The 16,172-nt window shown below is 63.9% G+C and carries 16 protein-coding genes; 1 reads left to right on the plus strand and 15 read right to left on the minus strand.

What is annotated here, in order from left to right; genetic code table 11:
- Positions 1 to 26: 26 nt before the first annotated feature.
- The 8 genes from BM075_RS05365 to uxaC form a co-directional block, all read right to left on the minus strand.
- A complete protein-coding gene (locus BM075_RS05365; protein ID WP_093359624.1) occupies positions 27 to 1,463 on the minus strand; it encodes a mannitol dehydrogenase family protein in 1,437 nt (478 codons plus the stop codon).
- Entirely contained in the window at positions 1,441 to 2,169 is a 729-nt protein-coding gene (gene kduD, locus BM075_RS05370; RefSeq protein WP_093359625.1) for a 2-dehydro-3-deoxy-D-gluconate 5-dehydrogenase KduD, read from the minus strand. Before kduD ends, BM075_RS05365 begins: the two co-directional genes overlap by 23 nt.
- The gene (gene kduI, locus BM075_RS05375) at positions 2,166 to 2,990 is read right to left on the minus strand and encodes a 5-dehydro-4-deoxy-D-glucuronate isomerase (RefSeq protein WP_093359626.1); all 825 of its coding nucleotides are present in this window, start codon (positions 2,988 to 2,990) and stop codon (positions 2,166 to 2,168) included. The genes kduD and kduI overlap by 4 nt, the downstream gene beginning before the upstream one ends.
- An 11-nt stretch (positions 2,991 to 3,001) precedes the next feature.
- Positions 3,002 to 3,313 carry a cupin domain-containing protein gene (locus tag BM075_RS05380; protein WP_093359627.1) on the minus strand — a complete coding sequence of 104 codons (312 nt, stop codon included), beginning with the start codon at positions 3,311 to 3,313 and terminating at the stop codon, positions 3,002 to 3,004.
- Between the two features lie 10 nt (positions 3,314 to 3,323).
- Positions 3,324 to 4,604, minus strand: a complete 1,281-nt coding sequence (locus tag BM075_RS05385) for a TRAP transporter large permease (protein ID WP_093359628.1) — start codon at positions 4,602 to 4,604, stop codon at positions 3,324 to 3,326.
- Positions 4,604 to 5,158 (minus strand): TRAP transporter small permease, encoded by a 555-nt coding sequence (locus tag BM075_RS05390; protein WP_093359629.1) that lies wholly within the window; start codon positions 5,156 to 5,158, stop codon positions 4,604 to 4,606. The genes BM075_RS05385 and BM075_RS05390 overlap by 1 nt, the downstream gene beginning before the upstream one ends.
- Positions 5,159 to 5,234: 76 nt before the next feature.
- On the minus strand, positions 5,235 to 6,209 hold the full coding sequence (locus BM075_RS05395) for a TRAP transporter substrate-binding protein (protein WP_093359630.1): 975 nt from the start codon (positions 6,207 to 6,209) through the stop codon (positions 5,235 to 5,237).
- A 29-nt stretch (positions 6,210 to 6,238) separates the two neighbouring features.
- Positions 6,239 to 7,645 (minus strand): glucuronate isomerase, encoded by a 1,407-nt coding sequence (gene uxaC, locus BM075_RS05400; protein ID WP_093359631.1) that lies wholly within the window; start codon positions 7,643 to 7,645, stop codon positions 6,239 to 6,241.
- A 107-nt stretch (positions 7,646 to 7,752) separates the two neighbouring features.
- Here uxaC and BM075_RS05405 point away from each other — a divergent pair, with 107 nt between their 5' ends.
- Positions 7,753 to 8,454, plus strand: coding sequence for a GntR family transcriptional regulator (locus tag BM075_RS05405; RefSeq protein ID WP_093359632.1), 702 nt, complete (start codon positions 7,753 to 7,755; stop codon positions 8,452 to 8,454).
- 48 nt (positions 8,455 to 8,502) lie between these two features.
- On the opposite strand, the gene urtE is transcribed toward BM075_RS05405, so the two are convergent.
- The 7 genes from urtE to BM075_RS05440 all read right to left on the minus strand — a co-directional run bounded on the left by urtE (position 8,503) and on the right by BM075_RS05440 (position 15,706).
- Complete coding sequence (urtE, locus tag BM075_RS05410; RefSeq protein WP_093359633.1) at positions 8,503 to 9,198, minus strand: urea ABC transporter ATP-binding subunit UrtE; 696 nt, start codon at positions 9,196 to 9,198, stop codon at positions 8,503 to 8,505.
- Between the two features lies 1 nt (position 9,199).
- On the minus strand, positions 9,200 to 9,940 hold the full coding sequence (urtD, locus tag BM075_RS05415) for an urea ABC transporter ATP-binding protein UrtD (protein WP_093359634.1): 741 nt from the start codon (positions 9,938 to 9,940) through the stop codon (positions 9,200 to 9,202).
- The gene (urtC, locus tag BM075_RS05420) at positions 9,937 to 11,169 is read right to left on the minus strand and encodes an urea ABC transporter permease subunit UrtC (protein ID WP_093359635.1); all 1,233 of its coding nucleotides are present in this window, start codon (positions 11,167 to 11,169) and stop codon (positions 9,937 to 9,939) included. The genes urtD and urtC overlap by 4 nt, the downstream gene beginning before the upstream one ends.
- A 91-nt stretch (positions 11,170 to 11,260) precedes the next feature.
- Positions 11,261 to 13,219 (minus strand): urea ABC transporter permease subunit UrtB, encoded by a 1,959-nt coding sequence (gene urtB / locus BM075_RS05425; protein ID WP_093359636.1) that lies wholly within the window; start codon positions 13,217 to 13,219, stop codon positions 11,261 to 11,263.
- A 65-nt stretch (positions 13,220 to 13,284) separates the two neighbouring features.
- A complete protein-coding gene (gene urtA, locus BM075_RS05430) occupies positions 13,285 to 14,562 on the minus strand; it encodes an urea ABC transporter substrate-binding protein (RefSeq protein WP_093359637.1) in 1,278 nt (425 codons plus the stop codon).
- Positions 14,563 to 14,943: 381 nt separating this feature from the next.
- Complete coding sequence (locus tag BM075_RS05435) at positions 14,944 to 15,408, minus strand: phage holin family protein (RefSeq protein WP_093359638.1); 465 nt, start codon at positions 15,406 to 15,408, stop codon at positions 14,944 to 14,946.
- 10 nt (positions 15,409 to 15,418) lie between these two features.
- Entirely contained in the window at positions 15,419 to 15,706 is a 288-nt protein-coding gene (locus tag BM075_RS05440) for a hypothetical protein (RefSeq protein WP_093359639.1), read from the minus strand.
- Between the last annotated feature and the right edge of the window lie 466 nt (positions 15,707 to 16,172).

Consider the following 16,172-nt stretch of genomic DNA (forward strand, 5'->3'; position numbering starts at 1 on the left):
ACCCGAGAGGTCAGGCTCGCAGATCGTCAGGCGACGGTTTCTGCGCAGGCGCGCGCGCCATCTTCCACCAGTGCTGTGTAGACGGGTTGCACCAAGGGCTCCAACCGCGCTGCAAGGTCCGCATCGAAGACCTCCCGCACAGTTAGCAAGGCCGCCACCTTGTCTGGTCCCTTCGCCTCGCCGGAGATTTGCCGGAGTTTGTCGGCAAGCGGATCCTGAACATCAATCGGGTCGCCTTTCTCATCGGTGCCGCCGACGTATCGCATCCAGGCGGCGAGAGCGAGCAACAGCCCGGGCGACGCGCGGCCTGCATCGAGATTCTCCTGCAACGTGCTCAGAATCCGCTGTGGCAGCTTTTGACTCCCGTCCATCGCGATCTGCCATGTGCGATGCCGGATCGCCGGATTGCGGAACCGCTCCAGAAGCTCGCCGGCATAGGCCTGAAGATCGACGCCGTCGGGCGGGGTCAGCGCGGGAATGATCTCGTTCTTCCAGAGGTGCTCCACGAAGCCGGCGAAAACCGGATCGCCAGTGGTCTCGGCAATGGTTTCGTGACCCGCCAGATACCCCAGATACGCGAGCGATGAATGCGCCCCGTTCAGCATTCGCAACTTCATGTGCTCGTAAGGCGTAACGTCCTCGACGAGTTGCACCCCCACCGCCGCAAAATCCGGCCGTTCGCCGCCGACGAAATCATCCTCGATGACCCATTGCCGGAAGGGCTCGTGCATCACCGGTGAGGCGTCGTGGTAACCTGCGAGTTGCTCCAGGCGGGCGATATCCTCCGGTTTGGTGGCCGGAACGATCCGGTCGACCATGGTCGAGGGAAAACGCCCCTCCGCCTCGATCCAATCCGCAAGCGCCGGGTCCACTTCCCGCGCAAGATCCAAGACCACCCCGCGCACCACCCGGCCGTTGTTTGGAAGGTTGTCGCAGCACAGCACGGTGAACGGGGGCCGGCCGGCGGCGCGGCGGGCCTGCAGTGCACGGACGAGGAAGCCCGGCGCCGATTTCGGCAGCTCGCCAGCGAGGTCGTAGACGATGTCCGGATGGTTGAGGTCCAGCTTGCCGGTCGCCGGATTGTGGCAGTAGCCCTTTTCCGTGACCGTGAGCGACACGATCCGGACCGACGGGTGGGACATCGCGGTCAGCAGCGCTTCCGGGTCCTCCGGCGCGACGAGCATGTCATGGACGTTTTCGATGACCTGAAACCGTTCGCCGGTGGGTGCCAGTTCCACGGCGGTGTAGGCATATCCCTGCGGTTTCAGCGCATTCCGGACAGAAGGCGACCTTAGGGAAACGCCAAGGATGCCCCAGTCCCCGCCACCCGCCAGGGCGGCCTCCGCGATCCAGGGCACGCCGAACGCGCGGAAGAACGCACCGAGGCCGAGATGAATGATGCCGATCCCGGCAGTGGGGCCGTTGGGCCGAACGAGACGATCAACGGGCAAGCCAGCCTCCATCGACGTTGAATATTGCACCATTTACGTAGTCCGCTGCAGGCGAAGCGAGGAACACCGCCGTGCCGGCGATATCCTCGGGCTTCCCCCACCGGCCGGCCGGGATGCGATCGAGGATCGCCTGGTTGCGGTCGGGGTCGTTGCGCAGCGCCTCTGTGTTGTTGGTGGCGATGTAGCCCGGTGCGATGGCGTTGACGTTGATGTCCTTTGCCGCCCATTCGTTGGCCAGCAACTTGGTCAGCCCCGCCACCCCATGCTTGGACGCGGTGTAGGATGGCACCCGGATGCCGCCCTGGAAACTGAGCAGGGAGGCGATGTTGACGATCTTGCCCCCTGCCCCGCGCGCCATGACCGCCTTGCCGAATGCCTGGCAGGTGAAGAACAGCGCCTTCAGGTTCACGTCCATCACGGCGTCCCAATCGGACTCCGTGAAGTCCACGGCGTCCGCCCGGCGGATGATGCCGGCGTTGTTCACGAGCACGTCGATCTCGCGGTCCGCGAAGACGTCCCGCGCGGCCATCGGATCGGCGAAGTCGAGGTCCATCGCCTCGGCGCTGTGAATCATGCCCACCGTCTCCGCGCAGGATGATCGTCCCGCGCAGATCACATGCGCCCCCGCTCCGCCAAGCGCAACCGCGATGGCCTGCCCGATGCCGGTATTGGCACCGGTGACGAGGGCGGTCTTACCCTCAAGCGAGAACGAGATCATCGCAAGTCCTCCACCGCAACCATGTCCATGTCGGTGAAGGCCATGTTGTCGCCCGCCATGGCCCAGCAGAAGGTATAGGCACCGGTGCCGGCCCCGGCGTGGATGGACCAGGGCGGGGAGACGACGATCTCTTCGCCCGCCATCAGGATGTGGCGGGTTTCCTGCGGCTCGCCCATGAAGTGGAAGACCCGCTGGCCGTCGGCCACATCGAAATAGAGGTACGCCTCCATTCGGCGGTCATGGGTATGCGCGGGCATCGTGTTCCAGACCGAGCCGCCATGCAGCTTCGTATAGCCCATGACAAGCTGGCAAGACTTCACGCCGCCTTCGTGGATGAATTGGTAGATCGTCCGGTCGTTCGAGGTGTCCGCCGAGCCGAGCTTGACCTCGTTGGCGTCGGCCGGCTTTGCAAGGGTGGTCGGATAGGTCTGATGTGCGGGCGTCGAGACGATGTAGAACCGCCCCTTTCCCCCGAAGGTCACCGCCCCTGCGCCCATGCCGACATACAGGATGTCGCCCTTCTCCAGCTCGTAGGTCTCGCCTCCGACTATGATCGTTCCGGTGTCGCCGATGTTCAGGATTCCGGCCTCGCGACGGGCCAGCCACGTGTCGGTTCCGGTCTCAGCGACCGCGTCCAGCACCAGATCGCTGCCCGCTGGCACCGCGCCGCCCACCATCATCCGGTCATAGTGCGTGCAGGTCAGCCGGATCTCACCGTCCGCGAACATGCCGGGCACGTGGAACCGCTCGCGAATACCGGCCGTGTCCAGTCCCTTCGCGGTTTCGGGGTCGGTGGCGTAGAGAGTTGTAACGCGTACCATGGCGGGTCCTTTCACAGAAAATCGTCTCGGCGGGGAGTGAACGTGTCGATGAGCTGGCCGGCCTCGAGGCAGACGCAACCATGTTCGGCGCCGGAGGGAATGATGAAGCTGTCGCCCGGGCCGACCTCGAACCGCTCTTCTCCCACGGTGAAGCGGAAACGTCCCGACCGAACGTAGGTCGACTGCACGTGCAGGTGGCTGTGTAACGCCCCCTCGCCGTCGTGCTCGAAGGTGAAAGCGACGACCATCAGCTCCGGGGCTTCCGACAGGACTTGGCGCGTGACGCCACCACCGGCGTCCACGACCGGGAATGTGCGAAGCATGTGGATCTCCTCAGCGGAACAGGGCCGGCAGCCAGAGAGACAGCGCGGGGATGAACGTGACGAGCAACAGGGTAACGACTGCCGCCGCGTAGAACGGGCCGATGGACCGCATGACCTGCCAGATGGAGATCTTGCCGACCGCGCAGCCGACGAAGAGCACTGTGCCAACGGGCGGCGTGCACAGGCCGATCCCAAGGTTCAGGATCAGGATGATCCCGAAATGCACCGGGTCCACCCCGAAGGCCATGGCGACCGGCAGGAAGATCGGCGTGGTGATGACGATCAGGGGCGACATGTCCATGAAGGTGCCGAGCACGAGTAGCGTCACGTTGATGAGAAGCAGGACGACGATGGGGTTGTCCGATATTCCCTGCATGAATTCAACCAGATCCGCGGGGATCCTCAGGTACGCCAGCAGCCAGCCGAACCCGGCGGCACTGCCGATCACCAGAAGCACCATCGCCGTCGTGCGCACGGCCCCGAGGGTGGCGCCGACGAAGGCCTCCCAGGACAGCGTCCGATACGCGATGAAGGTGGCGAACAACGCGTAGACCACCGCGATGCAGGAGGATTCCGAGGCGGTGAAGATCCCGGAGCGGACCCCGCCAAAGATGATCGCCACCAGGATCAGCCCCGGCAAGGCGTTGATGAACAGGCGCCCGACCATGCTCCAGCCGTGGAAGGGTTCCGTCGGATAGTCGCGCCGGCGCGCCATGATCCAGGCCGCCACCATGAGCGAGACGGCCAGGATGAACCCCGGAATGATGCCGGCGGTGAACAGGTCCGCGATGGACAGTTTTCCGCCCGCCGAGATCGAGTAGATGATCAGGTTGTGCGAGGGCGGCAACATCAGTGAGATCATCGAGGAGGTGACCGTCACGGCCACGGCGTAGTCGACATCGTAGCCGCGCTCCTCCATCTGCCCGATCATGATGCCGCCAATAGCTGACGTGTCGGCGGCAGCTGAGCCAGAAATGCCGCCGAACATGACCGAGGTCAGGATGTTCACCTGCCCCAGCCCGCCCTTGAAGTGCCCCACCATGGAGCCTGCAAGCGCCACAAGCCGCCGGGCGATATCGCCCCGCACCATCAGTTCGCCCGCGTAAATGAAGAACGGGATGGCCATCAGGGCGAAGACCGACACCCCGGAATTCAGCCGCTGGAAAATCACCACCGGCGGCAGCCCGAGGTATGTCACGGTCACGAAGGACGCAACGCCGAGGCAGAAGGCGATCGGCGTGCCGATCATAAGCAGGAACACGAAGCTGCCGAAAAGGATCCAGTATTCCATTATTGATTTTCCTCGATCCGGTTCGTGGGCACCAGGCCGTTCAATTCATCCTCGTCCACTGTCTCACCGAAGCGGGCCGTGGGCATGCCCGCGGCGCGGCGCGCAAGCCGTTCGAGGGAAAAGATCACCAGAAGCACCCCGCCTCCCACCAATGGGATGAAGTCGAACGCGCCCGAAATTCCGAGGGACGGGAGCTTGTTGCCCGCCGTTTTGAGCGCGAGTTGCGTCCCGTACCAGATCATGCCGAAGCCGAAGGCCACGACGACGAGGTCGGAGACCGAGTAGCACCAGAGCTTCGCGCGATTGGGCAGAACCATCAGCATCACGTCGAAGGAGAGGTGATACCCCTCGCGCACGCCAACCGCGGCGCCGAGGAAGATGAACCACCCCATGACCATCACCGAGCCCGGTTCTGTCCAGATAATGCTGTCGTTGAGAACGTAGCGCCAGAAGACCTGGGCCGCGATCATCGCGGTCATGATGACCAGACCTGTTCCCGACAAATAGAGGGCAATGCGCCCGATGATTCCCGTGACACGCGCCACGGATCTCATAGTCTCCTGCACGGCAACCTCCGGCGCATGGAGGGCCGCGGCGGCACATCATGCCGCCGCGGCCAGGGGTTTCATATTACTCGACGGCGCGAATGCGTGCGACGAGGTCCTTCAGAGTTTCGTCGGTGACGTACTTTTCGTAGACGGGGTCCATCGCCTCGATGAACGGCGTCTTGTCGATGTCGGTGATGATCTCACTGCCTGCGGCACGGACCTTCTCCTCGGATTCCGCCTCACGCTCGGCCCAGAGTTCCCGCTGAACCTTCGTGGATTCCTTGGCGGCTTCCATTACGAGCGCCTGGTCCTCTTCCGAAAGGCCGTCCCAGGTCTGCTTCGACATCACCAGCACTTCCGGCACCATCAGGTGCTGGTCGAGCGTGTAGTAGCCGGCGACTTCGAAGTGGCCGGAGCTTTCGTAGGACGGCCAGTTGTTCTCCGCCCCGTCGATGACGCCGGTTTGGATCGAGCTGTAGACCTCGCCATAGGGCATCGGCGTCGCGTTGGCGCCGAGGGCACCGACCATGTCGACGAAGAGGTCCGACTGCATGACGCGGAACTTCATGCCCTCCAGGTCATCCAGCGAGTCGATTGGCTTCTGGCTGTTGTAGAAGCTGCGTGCGCCGGCATCGTAGGTGGTCAGCGCGACCAGATCGTGATCCGAGAACGCATCGAGGATCTGCTGGCCGATCTCCCCGTCCATCACCTTGTGCATATGATCGACCGACCGGAAAATATACGGCAGCGAGGGGACTTGCGTTTCGGGGATGATGTTGTTGAACGGCCCGAAGGACACGCGGTTCAGGTCGATGACCCCGAACTGGGTCTGTTCGATTGTGTCCTTCTCCTCGCCGAGCTGTGCGGAGTGGAACATCTCGATGCAGATGCGGCCGTCGGTCTTTTCCTCCAGCATCTTGCCCATGGCTTTGACGCCCTCGACGGTCGGATAGCCGTCCGGGTGGGTGTCGGATGCCTTCAGCGAGATCTCGCAGGCAAAGCTGGCCGTTGCCATGGCGGCCGAAGCGAGTAGTGCGGCGGTGACTGTCTTGAGCATGGTACAGTTTCCTCCCTCTGGGTTGCTCGTCACAGTTTGTAGGCTCGTTTGACGAGCCTGTAGGCGAGGTCTTGGGCGACCTCGAACGCCTCGTCCTCGGCCAGCCGCCCGGTGCGGACCAACGTGGCGAGGAAAGCGCAGTCGACCCGCCGAGCGACATCGTGCCGGGCGGGGATGGAACAGAAGGCGCGGGTGTCGTCGTTGAAGCCCACGGTGTTGTAGAAACCGGCCGTTTCGGTGGTCATCTCGCGGAAGCGGCGCATGCCTTCGGGGCTGTCATAGAACCACCAAGCGGGTCCAAGTTTCAGCGATGGATAGACGCCGGCCAACGGCGCAAGCTCCCGCGCATAGGCAGTCTCGTCCAGCGTGAAGAGCACGATGCTGAGCCGCGGGTCCGTGCCGACCGCGTCAAGCAGCGGCTTGAGCGCGGCCACGTAGTCCGTGCGGCCCGGGATGTCGAAGCCCTTGTCGCGACCGAAAAGCTGCATCATTGGCGCCGAATGGTTGCGGCGGGCGCCCGGATGGATCTGCAGGACGAGACCATCATCCAGGCTCATCCGCGCCATCTCAGTCAGCATGTGCCCGCGGAAGGCGTCCGCCTCCTCGGGGGTGCAGGCCCCGTTCAACGCTTTCTCGAACAGCGCCACCGCCTCGGGGAGAGGGAGGTCCTCGGTCCGCGCGGAGGCGTGACCGTGATCCGAGGAGGTGGCGCCGAACTCCTTGAAGTAGGCCCGCCGGTTGCGGTGGGCCTCCAGGTATCCGTCCCATGTCGTTGCGTCGGTTCCGGCGATCTCGCCGAAGCGGGCGACGTTGTCCGCGAACCCCTCGAATTCCGGATCCACGACCGCATCGGGCCGGTAGGCCGTGACCACACGCCCGGTCCAGTCGCTGTCGCGGATCATCCGGTGCCAGCGCAGATCGTCGAGCGGGCTTTCGGTGGTGGCGATCACCTCGATCCCGAAACGCTCGAACAGCGACCGTGGCAGGAACTCCGGCTTGGCCAGGCACTCCGAGATGTGATCATAGAAGGCGTCCGCCGTCTCGGGACCGAACCGCTCGGTCAGACCGAACACCTCCTGAAACGCGTGCTCGAGCCACATGCGCGAGGGCGTGCCACGGAAAAGGTAGAAGTTTTCCGCAAACAGGCGCCAGATCTTTCGCCCATCCGTTTCCGCCCGCGAGCCGTCCGCACGCGGGACGCCAAGATCGTCCAGCGAAATCCCTTGCGAATGGAGCATTCGGAAGACGTAATGGTCGGGCGTAACAAAAAGCTGGGCAGGATCGGGGAACGGCGCGTTCTCGGCATACCAGCGGGGATCGGTGTGACCATGCGGGCTGACGATGGGGAGACCCTTGACCCTCTCATAGAGGGCGCGGGCCAGCGCTCGGGCTCCCTCCTCTGTCGGGAACAGCCGGTCTTCGTCCAATTGCCCCATAGCGACCGCCTCCCGCCGGATTCGCACGCGCCGATTGTATATCATTGCGTTCTTGCAGACTGATATGCTAGAATAACTCTCAAGTCAACAGGGTGGAACACCAGTCTATGTCCAGCAGCCCAAACCTCGCTTCGCTGGAGCCGATTCCGCGGCCGTCTGTCGCCGATCAGGTCTTCGAGAAACTCCACAATCAAATCATATGGCTGGAACTGCCCCCCGAAACACGGTTGTCCGAAGTGGAGGTCGCCCGCGCCCTGGACGTTTCGCGTCAGCCCGTCCGCGACGCCTTCTACCGATTGTCGAAGCTTGGTTTTCTCGTCATCCGCCCGCAACGGGCGACCACGGTCAGCCAGATCTCGCTGCGATACGTGCGCGAAGCCACCTTTGTTCGCACCGCGCTCGAACTGGAGGTCTTTCGTGTTGCCTGCGACACGCTTGGCGAGGCGGATTACGACCGCCTGCAGGAGATCATCGATCTGCAGAAAGTCGCCGTCGGCAAGGGCGCGCGGGGCAACTTCCACGAACTGGATGACGCATTTCACCAGGCGCTCTGCGATTGCACGCAGCATCCGTTCACGTGGCAGATGATCCGTGAGAGCAAGGCGCACATGGACAGGGTGCGCCTGCTGTCGCTCTCTTTCGGCTCCCACCAGGCTGTCGAGGATCACCTGAACCTGTTCGAAGCGCTGAAATCGCGTGACAAGGATCTGGCACAGGAGCTCATTCGGACGCACCTCGGCCGAATTCACGATCAGCTCGGCCGGATTCGGTCGGAACACCCCCAGTACTTCGCCGACGAGGACGTCTGAGGGCGTCGGCCGCCACGGGGGGCACACCCTGCCCCGCTGCGGTTCTGATCAGACCGAAACCGCGCCTTTCAGCGTTTCCTTGGACAGCTCAGCCCGGGTGCCCGCCATGGAGACCTCGCCCCGTTTCATCACCACGAAGCGGTCGGCAAGACCGTAGGCGAACTCGAAATACTGCTCCACCAGAACGATCGCCATGTTCCCCTGCCCCCGCAGATATTCGATCACACGGCCGATCTGCTGAATGATATTGGGCTGAATGCCTTCGGTCGGCTCGTCGAGCAGAAGCAGCTTCGGCTTAGTAATCATCGCGCGTGCGATGGCCAACTGCTGTTGCTGTCCGCCCGAAAGGTCGCCACCGCGGCGGCCAAGGAATTCCTTGAGGATCGGGAACAGCTCAAAGATCTCGTCGGGAATGACATGCTCCGATTTCGGCAGGCAGGCATAGGCGGTTTCCATGTTCTCCTGCACCGTCAGCAGCGGAAAGATCATCCGCCCCTGCGGAACATATCCGACGCCCTTGTGTGCCAGAACATGCGCCGGCACGCGCCCGATGGCCTCGCCGTCGAGTTCCACCGTGCCGCCCGAGCGCGGATGGGTGCCGGAGATCGCCTTCAGCAGGCTGGTCTTGCCGACCCCGTTGGTTCCCATCACGCAAGTTACTTCGCCCGCCGCCGCTTCCAGGTCGACCCCGTAGAGGATCTGGCTGCCGCCGTAGTGAAGGGTCAGATCGTGAATCTTCAGCATCTCAGCGCCCCAGGTAGACGTCGATGACGTCCTGATTTTTCGTCACGTGGTCCAGGCTGCCCTCGGCCAGAACCGAGCCTTCGTGCAGAACCGTCACCCTGCAGTCGAGCCGCCGGACGAACTCCATGTCGTGCTCCACAACCACGACCGCGCGGGTCTTTGCCGCCTCCTTGAGCAGATCGGTCGTGTGTTCGCGTTCCGCCAGCGTCATGCCGGCCGCGGGCTCGTCCACCAGCAGAAGGCGTGGCTCCTGCGCCAGCAGCATCCCGATTTCCAGCCATTGCTTTTGCCCGTGCGACAGCTCGCCGGATTTGCGCCGAAGCGCATCCGCCAGCCCGATCTCGGCGGCCAGTTCCTCGATCCGGACCCGGTCCGCCTCGCTCGGGCGAGAGGCCAGCACGCTCCATGGGCTGCGGCTCTTCTTCAGCGCCATCGCCAGGTTGGCGTAGACCGTCTGGTCCTCGAAGACGGTGGGCCGCTGGAACTTCCGCCCGACGCCCGCCCGCGCGATCTGGCTTTCGTTCATCTTCAACAGCGACTGGCTCATCTCGCCCCAGAGCACGCTGCCCTCGTCGGGGCGGGTCTTGCCGGTAACAATGTCCATGAAGGTCGTCTTGCCAGCTCCGTTGGGGCCGATGATCGCCCGAAGCTCGGCATCCCCGATGGAGAATGACAGGTTGTTGATGGCCTTGAAGCCGTCGAATGTGACGGACACGCCGGAGACCTCGAGAAGCTGGCTCATTGTTCGGCCTCCCGCTCGCGGAAGCTGCCCTTGTCCGGCCCGAGATCGGCACCGTGGCGGTCGGGCGGTCGGCGGCCGGTAACGAGGTCGAACAGACCACCGATCCCTTGTGGGGCGAAGAGCGTGACCAGCACGAAGGACAGGCCGAGCAGCACCTGCCACCAGTCGACCCAGTCGACGGTGTAGAAACCGAGCGGCACGCTTGGCACCTGCCCGCCCGTGAACCACGTCGACAGCAGAGAGACGAAGGCCGCGCCGATCACCGCGCCATAGAGCCGGCCGCGGCCACCGATGGCGACCCAAACGGCAAGGTAGATCGACGCGATGGGCGCGATCTCTGCCGGGTTAATGATGCCCGCCTGCGGGTAATATAGCGCACCGGCAATACCCGCGATGACGGCGGTGAGGGTGAAGACGAAAAGCTTGTAGCCCTCCACCGAGTAGCCGAGGAACCGGACCCGCGCCTCGTCGTCCCGGATGCCGCGAATGACCGAGCCGAACTTGCCGGAGACCACCCAGGCGCAGAGCAGGTACCCCGCTCCGAGGGCGAAGGCAGAGGCCCAGAAGAACCAGAGCGACAGCACGGACTGTGGCATGCCGGTGAGGCCGGGGATGTTCTGCAGGCCCGAGAGGCCGTTGTTGCCACGAAGGCCGGAGTCGTTCTGGAAGAGGTAAAGCGCGAGCGCCAGCGTCATGGCCTGGGTAAGGATCGAGAGATAGACCCCCGTCACCCGGCTGCGGAAGGCCAGCCAGCCGAAGACCAGTGCCAGCAGCCCTGGAACGAGGACCACCAGGGCAAGCTGCATCCAGAGGCTGTCCGCGAAGGCCCAGACAGGCGGGAACTCCGACCCGCCCACCACGCCGAAAATCTGGGTGCCGATGGCGTCCACGATTTCCTGATCGGTGGGCGGAATGGCGGCGTTGGACATCGAGGCAGTGACGATGGTCTCGGTTCGAGCATACATGAGCCACATGCCGATCATGTAGCCGCCGAGCCCGAAGAACGCCATGTGGCCGAGGCTGAGGATGCCGGTGTAACCCCAGACCAAATCCATCGCGAGCGCCACCAGGCAGAGGCAGAGCGTCTTGCCCAGCGTCTTGACGAAGGAGGTGGAGATCGCGCCGGAGCCTCCGGCCTCGCTCATCAAGGTCACAGCAAGCGTGAAGAGGGCGAGGCAGGCGATGAAAATCAGAACCGACGGGTTGCGCGCAAGGAAGGATCGGGTCATGGGCGGGCCCCCTCCGGCAGGCGGGGGTCGAGCCCCCCGCACCCCCCGGGATATTTTCGGACACAAGAAGACGGGCGTCGCGTCAACATGATCAATCTCCCGCTGCCCTGCCCTTGAGGGCGATGATGCCTCTGGGGCGGAACTGAATGAAGATGATGATGAAGATGATCATGTAGGTCTGGGCGGCCAGCGTGTTCGACGGGTTGAGCCATTCGATGCCCTTTTGCAGGAAGCCGATCATTGTGGCGCCAAGCAGCGTGCCCCAGATGTTGCCGACCCCGCCCACGACCACGGTCATGAAGCTCTGGACGATGTAGTCCTGGCCGAGTTCCGAGGTGACCTTGGCATAAAGCCCGATGGCGACGCCCGCGATGCCGGCGATTCCTGAGCCGAGGCCGAAGGCAAGCATGTTGATCCGATCGGGATTGATCCCCATGGACGCGGCCATGCGCGGGTTCTGAGTGACGGCGCGTAGTTCCAGACCCAGCCGGGTGCGGCGCATGATGAAGAGGAAGATCGCGAGGAAGACCAGCGCCAGCACGAAGATGGCGATCCGGATGTAGCTGATCGAGACGACGTCGCTGAGGACCAACGCCCCGTCGAGCCAGTCGGGCGAGGTGAGCGGCCGCGCCTGCGTGCCGAAGATGTTCTTGGCGAGTTGCTGCAGCGCGATGGAGATCCCGAAGGTGGCCAGCAGGGTCTCCAGTGGGCGGGAATAGAGCCAGCGGATGACAAGCCGTTCCATTGCGACGCCGGCGGCGAAAGTAACGGCGAAGGCGAGTGGCAGGGCGATGATGATGGAGATCGTGTAGTCCGGCACCAACTGCTGCACGACGTAGCCGGTGTAGGCACCCATCATGATGAATTCGCCGTGGGCCATGTTGATGACCCCCATCACGCCGAAGGTGATGGCCAGCCCGATTGCGGCAAGGAAGTAGATCGAAGCAAGAGAGAGGGCGTCGAGCGACAGGTCCAGCGCCTGGCTGAGGCCGACGCGGGTGGTGATGCTGGTGAGCGTGCCGCGAGCGGCGTCGGTGACGGCCTCCGACAGCTCTGCGTAGCGGTCGTAGAAGACATGGGCGTCGAGTGCCGCCTCGAACTCGGCCTCGGTGGCGGTGGGCGGGACAGTTCCTGCCTCGGCAAGGGACGCATAGGCGCGTTCGCGGGCGGCTTCGGTATTGAGGTGCTCGACAGGCACGCCGCCGACCTGACCATCCGCGATATTGGCCTCCAGCGCCGCGCGTTTGTCGGCGCGGCTGATGCGTGCAGGGGCGAGGTCCTTGGAGACGAGAAGGCTGTAGGCGTCCTCCTTCGTAAAATCCTCCTGCCCGGGGCGCAGCTTGCGGGCCACGTTCTCGCCCTCTGGAATGTCGCCCTCGGCCGCCTGTCGGGAGGTCGCCAGCAGAGGGTTCAACGCGGCGCGGACATCGACGCCGGTGTCGCCGGAGAAGCTGCGGATGGCCTCGATCCGGGTCTCCTCGCTGGCACCGTAGGAGATCGTCAACAGCCGCAACAAACGCTCTTCGCGGGTGCGGATGGTGGCGTCCGGCTCGTCCTCGACTGCGGCGCGCAGCGCGTCGAGGTGTTCGGGCTCCGGGTCGCGCTGAATGGAGTTCAAGGCCGCGATCCGCTTGCGCCGCTCCGGGGACTGGAGCTGGAACTGCACCAGCGCCGCCGCGATCATGCCGCGCACGCCAGAGTTCGGCTTCAACTGGTCCATATCGTCGTCGGGCACCTCGCCCAGCGGATCTCCGGTCGCGATGTCGATCAACTGGAGCGTGTCGCGGTCGATCTTCTCGGCAAAGAAGAACAGTCCGTCGGACTCACGCTGCCAGAGGTCCTTGTCCCGCCACTTCTCCAGAACGGTCTCCGCCGCGGGCAGACCGCTGTCGCGGAGTGCGTCGATTGCCGGACCGATGGTCCTGCGGGAGGACTTCTCGATCAGCTCGCGGTTTTCCTGCAGCAACGTCTGGATGGGGCTGTCCTGAGCCGCCGCCATGCCGACGCAGAGCATGCACGCGGCCAAAGCCGCCAGTAGGTATTTCGTCATTCCTGCCCCGATCCCCAAAGGGTCGGGAGGGCGCGGGCGCCCTCCCCCTTGTCATTCTCGTCGGATCAGTAGTTGGACTTGATCTGGACGCAGGTCTCGGTCTCGGTGTTGTACATGCCGCAGTCGAGCTCGGCCCAGTCGGAGGTCAGCACGGCCGACTCCGGGAGGTAGTCCGTCCAGGCATCGCCCGGCACTGGATCGGTTTCGGAGATGATGTCGAACTGGCCGTCATCCAGAATTTCGCCGATCAGGACCGGCTTCGTCAGATGGTGGTTCGGCAGCATCTCGGCGGTGGAGCCGGTCAGGTTCGGGAACTCCTGCCCGATCATCGCCTTGGAAACCGCGTCCACGTCGGTGGTTCCGGCTTCCTCGACCGCGTTCACCCACATGTTGAAGCCGATGTAATGGGCTTCCATCGGGTCGTTGGTCACGCGGGCCTCATCGCCGATGAAATCGTGCCAGGTCTCGATGAAGGTTTCGTTCTCCGGCGTGTCCGCGGACATAAAGTAGTTCCAGGCGGCCAGGTGGCCGACGAGGTTGGAGGTGTCGAGGCCCGAAAGCGCTTCCGCGCCCACCGAGAAGGCCACGACAGGGATGTCGTCGGCCGAGACGCCCTGGGCGGCCAATTCCTTGTAGAAGCCGATGTTGGCGTCGCCGTTGATGGTGGAGATCACGCCCACCTTCTTGCCGTCCGCGCCGAGCGCCACGACGTCGGAGACGATCTTGGACCAGTCGGAATGGCCGAAGGGGGTATAGTTGACGAAGATGTCTTCCTCGGCGATGCCCTTGTCCTTGAGGTAGGACTCGAGAATGTTGTTGGTCGTCCGCGGATAGACATAGTCGGTGCCGAGCAGCGCGAATTTCTCGACGCCCAGTTCCTCCAGGAAGTAGTCCGTCGCCGGAATCGCCTGCTGGTTCGGCGCGGCGCCGGTGTAGAACACGTTCTTGGAGCTTTCCTCGCCTTCGTACTGCACCGGGTAGAACAGCAGCCCGTTCAGTTCCTCGATCACCGGCAGCACGGACTTGCGGCTGACCGACGTCCAGCAGCCAAACATCACGTCGACGTTTTCGACGGTCAGCAGCTCGCGGGCCTTCTCGGCGAAGAGCGGCCAGTCGGAGGCCGGGTCGACCACGACGGCCTCGAGTTGCTTGCCCAGGACCCCGCCCTTCTTGTTCTGCTCTTCGATGAGCATCAGCATGGTGTCCTTGAGGGTGGTCTCAGAGATCGCCATCGTGCCGGACAGCGAGTGCAGCACGCCCACCTTGATGGTGTCGTCCTGCGCCAGCGCCGTCGTCGCAAAGGCCAGAGCGCCGAGCAGCGCAGAGGTCATACGAAGTTTCATGTAAACGGTGTCCCTGTGGTGGGCATCTGCGCGCGGCACCGGCTGCCGACGGGGCCGCGGTTGCGGCCCAGGCGGAAGCTGAATCCGGGCGTCAGTGCCAGTTCTTGTTGCGGCCCCGCGGAGAGAGGTTCCGCGGGAACTGGGAGGCCCGAGGTCGTTCGTACCCCGGCGGGAGGAATAAAAACGTCAGGCCGTGAGCTTGCGCAAATGTTGTGCAGTGCCCGGTAGCCTGATTGCGGCGGGCGCAGGAAAATGCATCCGGAATTGGCACTTTGGGAACGCAGACGCTCAAGTCCTACGCGCTTTACGTATAGTAAACCGCCCAGACAGGCGAAATGGCGCGCCGACGGCGCGCCCGAAAACCTGACGGAACAGACAGGTTCAGGACTTGGGATTCTTGAAAAGCGACGCCAGAATCGGGCCGAGAAGACCAGCACCAACGGTGCCGAGAGGGTCGTGCACGGCCCGGCGGACGCCCGCTGCCAGCGCACGAGCTTCCCATGCCGTCTGTTCGAGTTCCACCTCGAGGTCGGCAAGAGCGGTGTCCCGCACCTCCGTTATTACCTCGATTTCCCGCTCGGTGATCCGGCTGCGAGCGGCCAGAATGAGGACCGCCGCGAGGATCAGGTTAATCAGCGCCACGAAGAAAGCCGAGAAGGCGGGCCCAAGCACCGGCCAGAGCGCGTAGAGCGCGGCGACATTCAACATCACGAGGCCGATGACGCCGAACAGCCCCGCGATGGCGATCAACGCCGTCTGGCGGCGCATGGCATTCAGGCGCAGCCGCGCAATCAGCCCCTCGGCTTTCAGCACGATGGCAACGTTGCGTCCGATTCGGCTCTTCATCTGCGCCTCCCTACCGTCTGCGTCCGAGGAGAAAGCCCACAGCTACCGCCCCGAGGGCGATGGCGAATGGATGGCGCCGATAGGCGCCCTTCACCTCACCGACCATCTGGTCCACCACGGTTTCCAGTTCCGTGACGGCGGGCAGGCCTGCTTTCGGCGTTATTGGCCGACGCGGGGCACTTGCGGCGGCCGCGTGTGGGGGCACCGGCTTTGCCGCCGCCCGTTTGGCCGCCTGCGACTCCGCCAGCATCCGACGCAGTTCCGCGACTTCCGCGTTGAGGCGCGCTTCGGATATCATCTCGCCCGCCCTCTGCGATTCACGACCAAGAGTCGCCGGCCGGCACTGGGAGCGTTCGGGGCTACGAAATGAAGCATGGTCTCCTCTGTGCGACGCCGGGCGGGCCAAGCCGCCGATGCATTGAATAACACTGCGGCTCAAACCGCTAGCACGGAGTTAGCGACACCCACAAGCCACGTGCTCCGCGACGCCGGTGCGCCACCGATTCTTCAGCCCCGCACATCGCTCGGACAAAACCAAGCTTCATGTGCACAACTTGCGTCACGATGCCACTGGGAAGCCTCCGCTCGCACGCTATGAGCGGATTCCTGCCGCGGCTTGATCACAGCCGTCGATGAATTCCCACCCCTTCAATGGGTTGTCTCGGGGCACAGTCCGTCGATCCCCGCCCCTAACTGCATAATTGCTAACACAATTGCTTATAGATTGGTCATTTCAGGAGCGGACCGACTGTATACAGTCGCCA

It is taken from the genome of Tropicimonas isoalkanivorans, from assembly GCF_900112335.1.
Classification (GTDB): domain Bacteria; phylum Pseudomonadota; class Alphaproteobacteria; order Rhodobacterales; family Rhodobacteraceae; genus Tropicimonas; species Tropicimonas isoalkanivorans.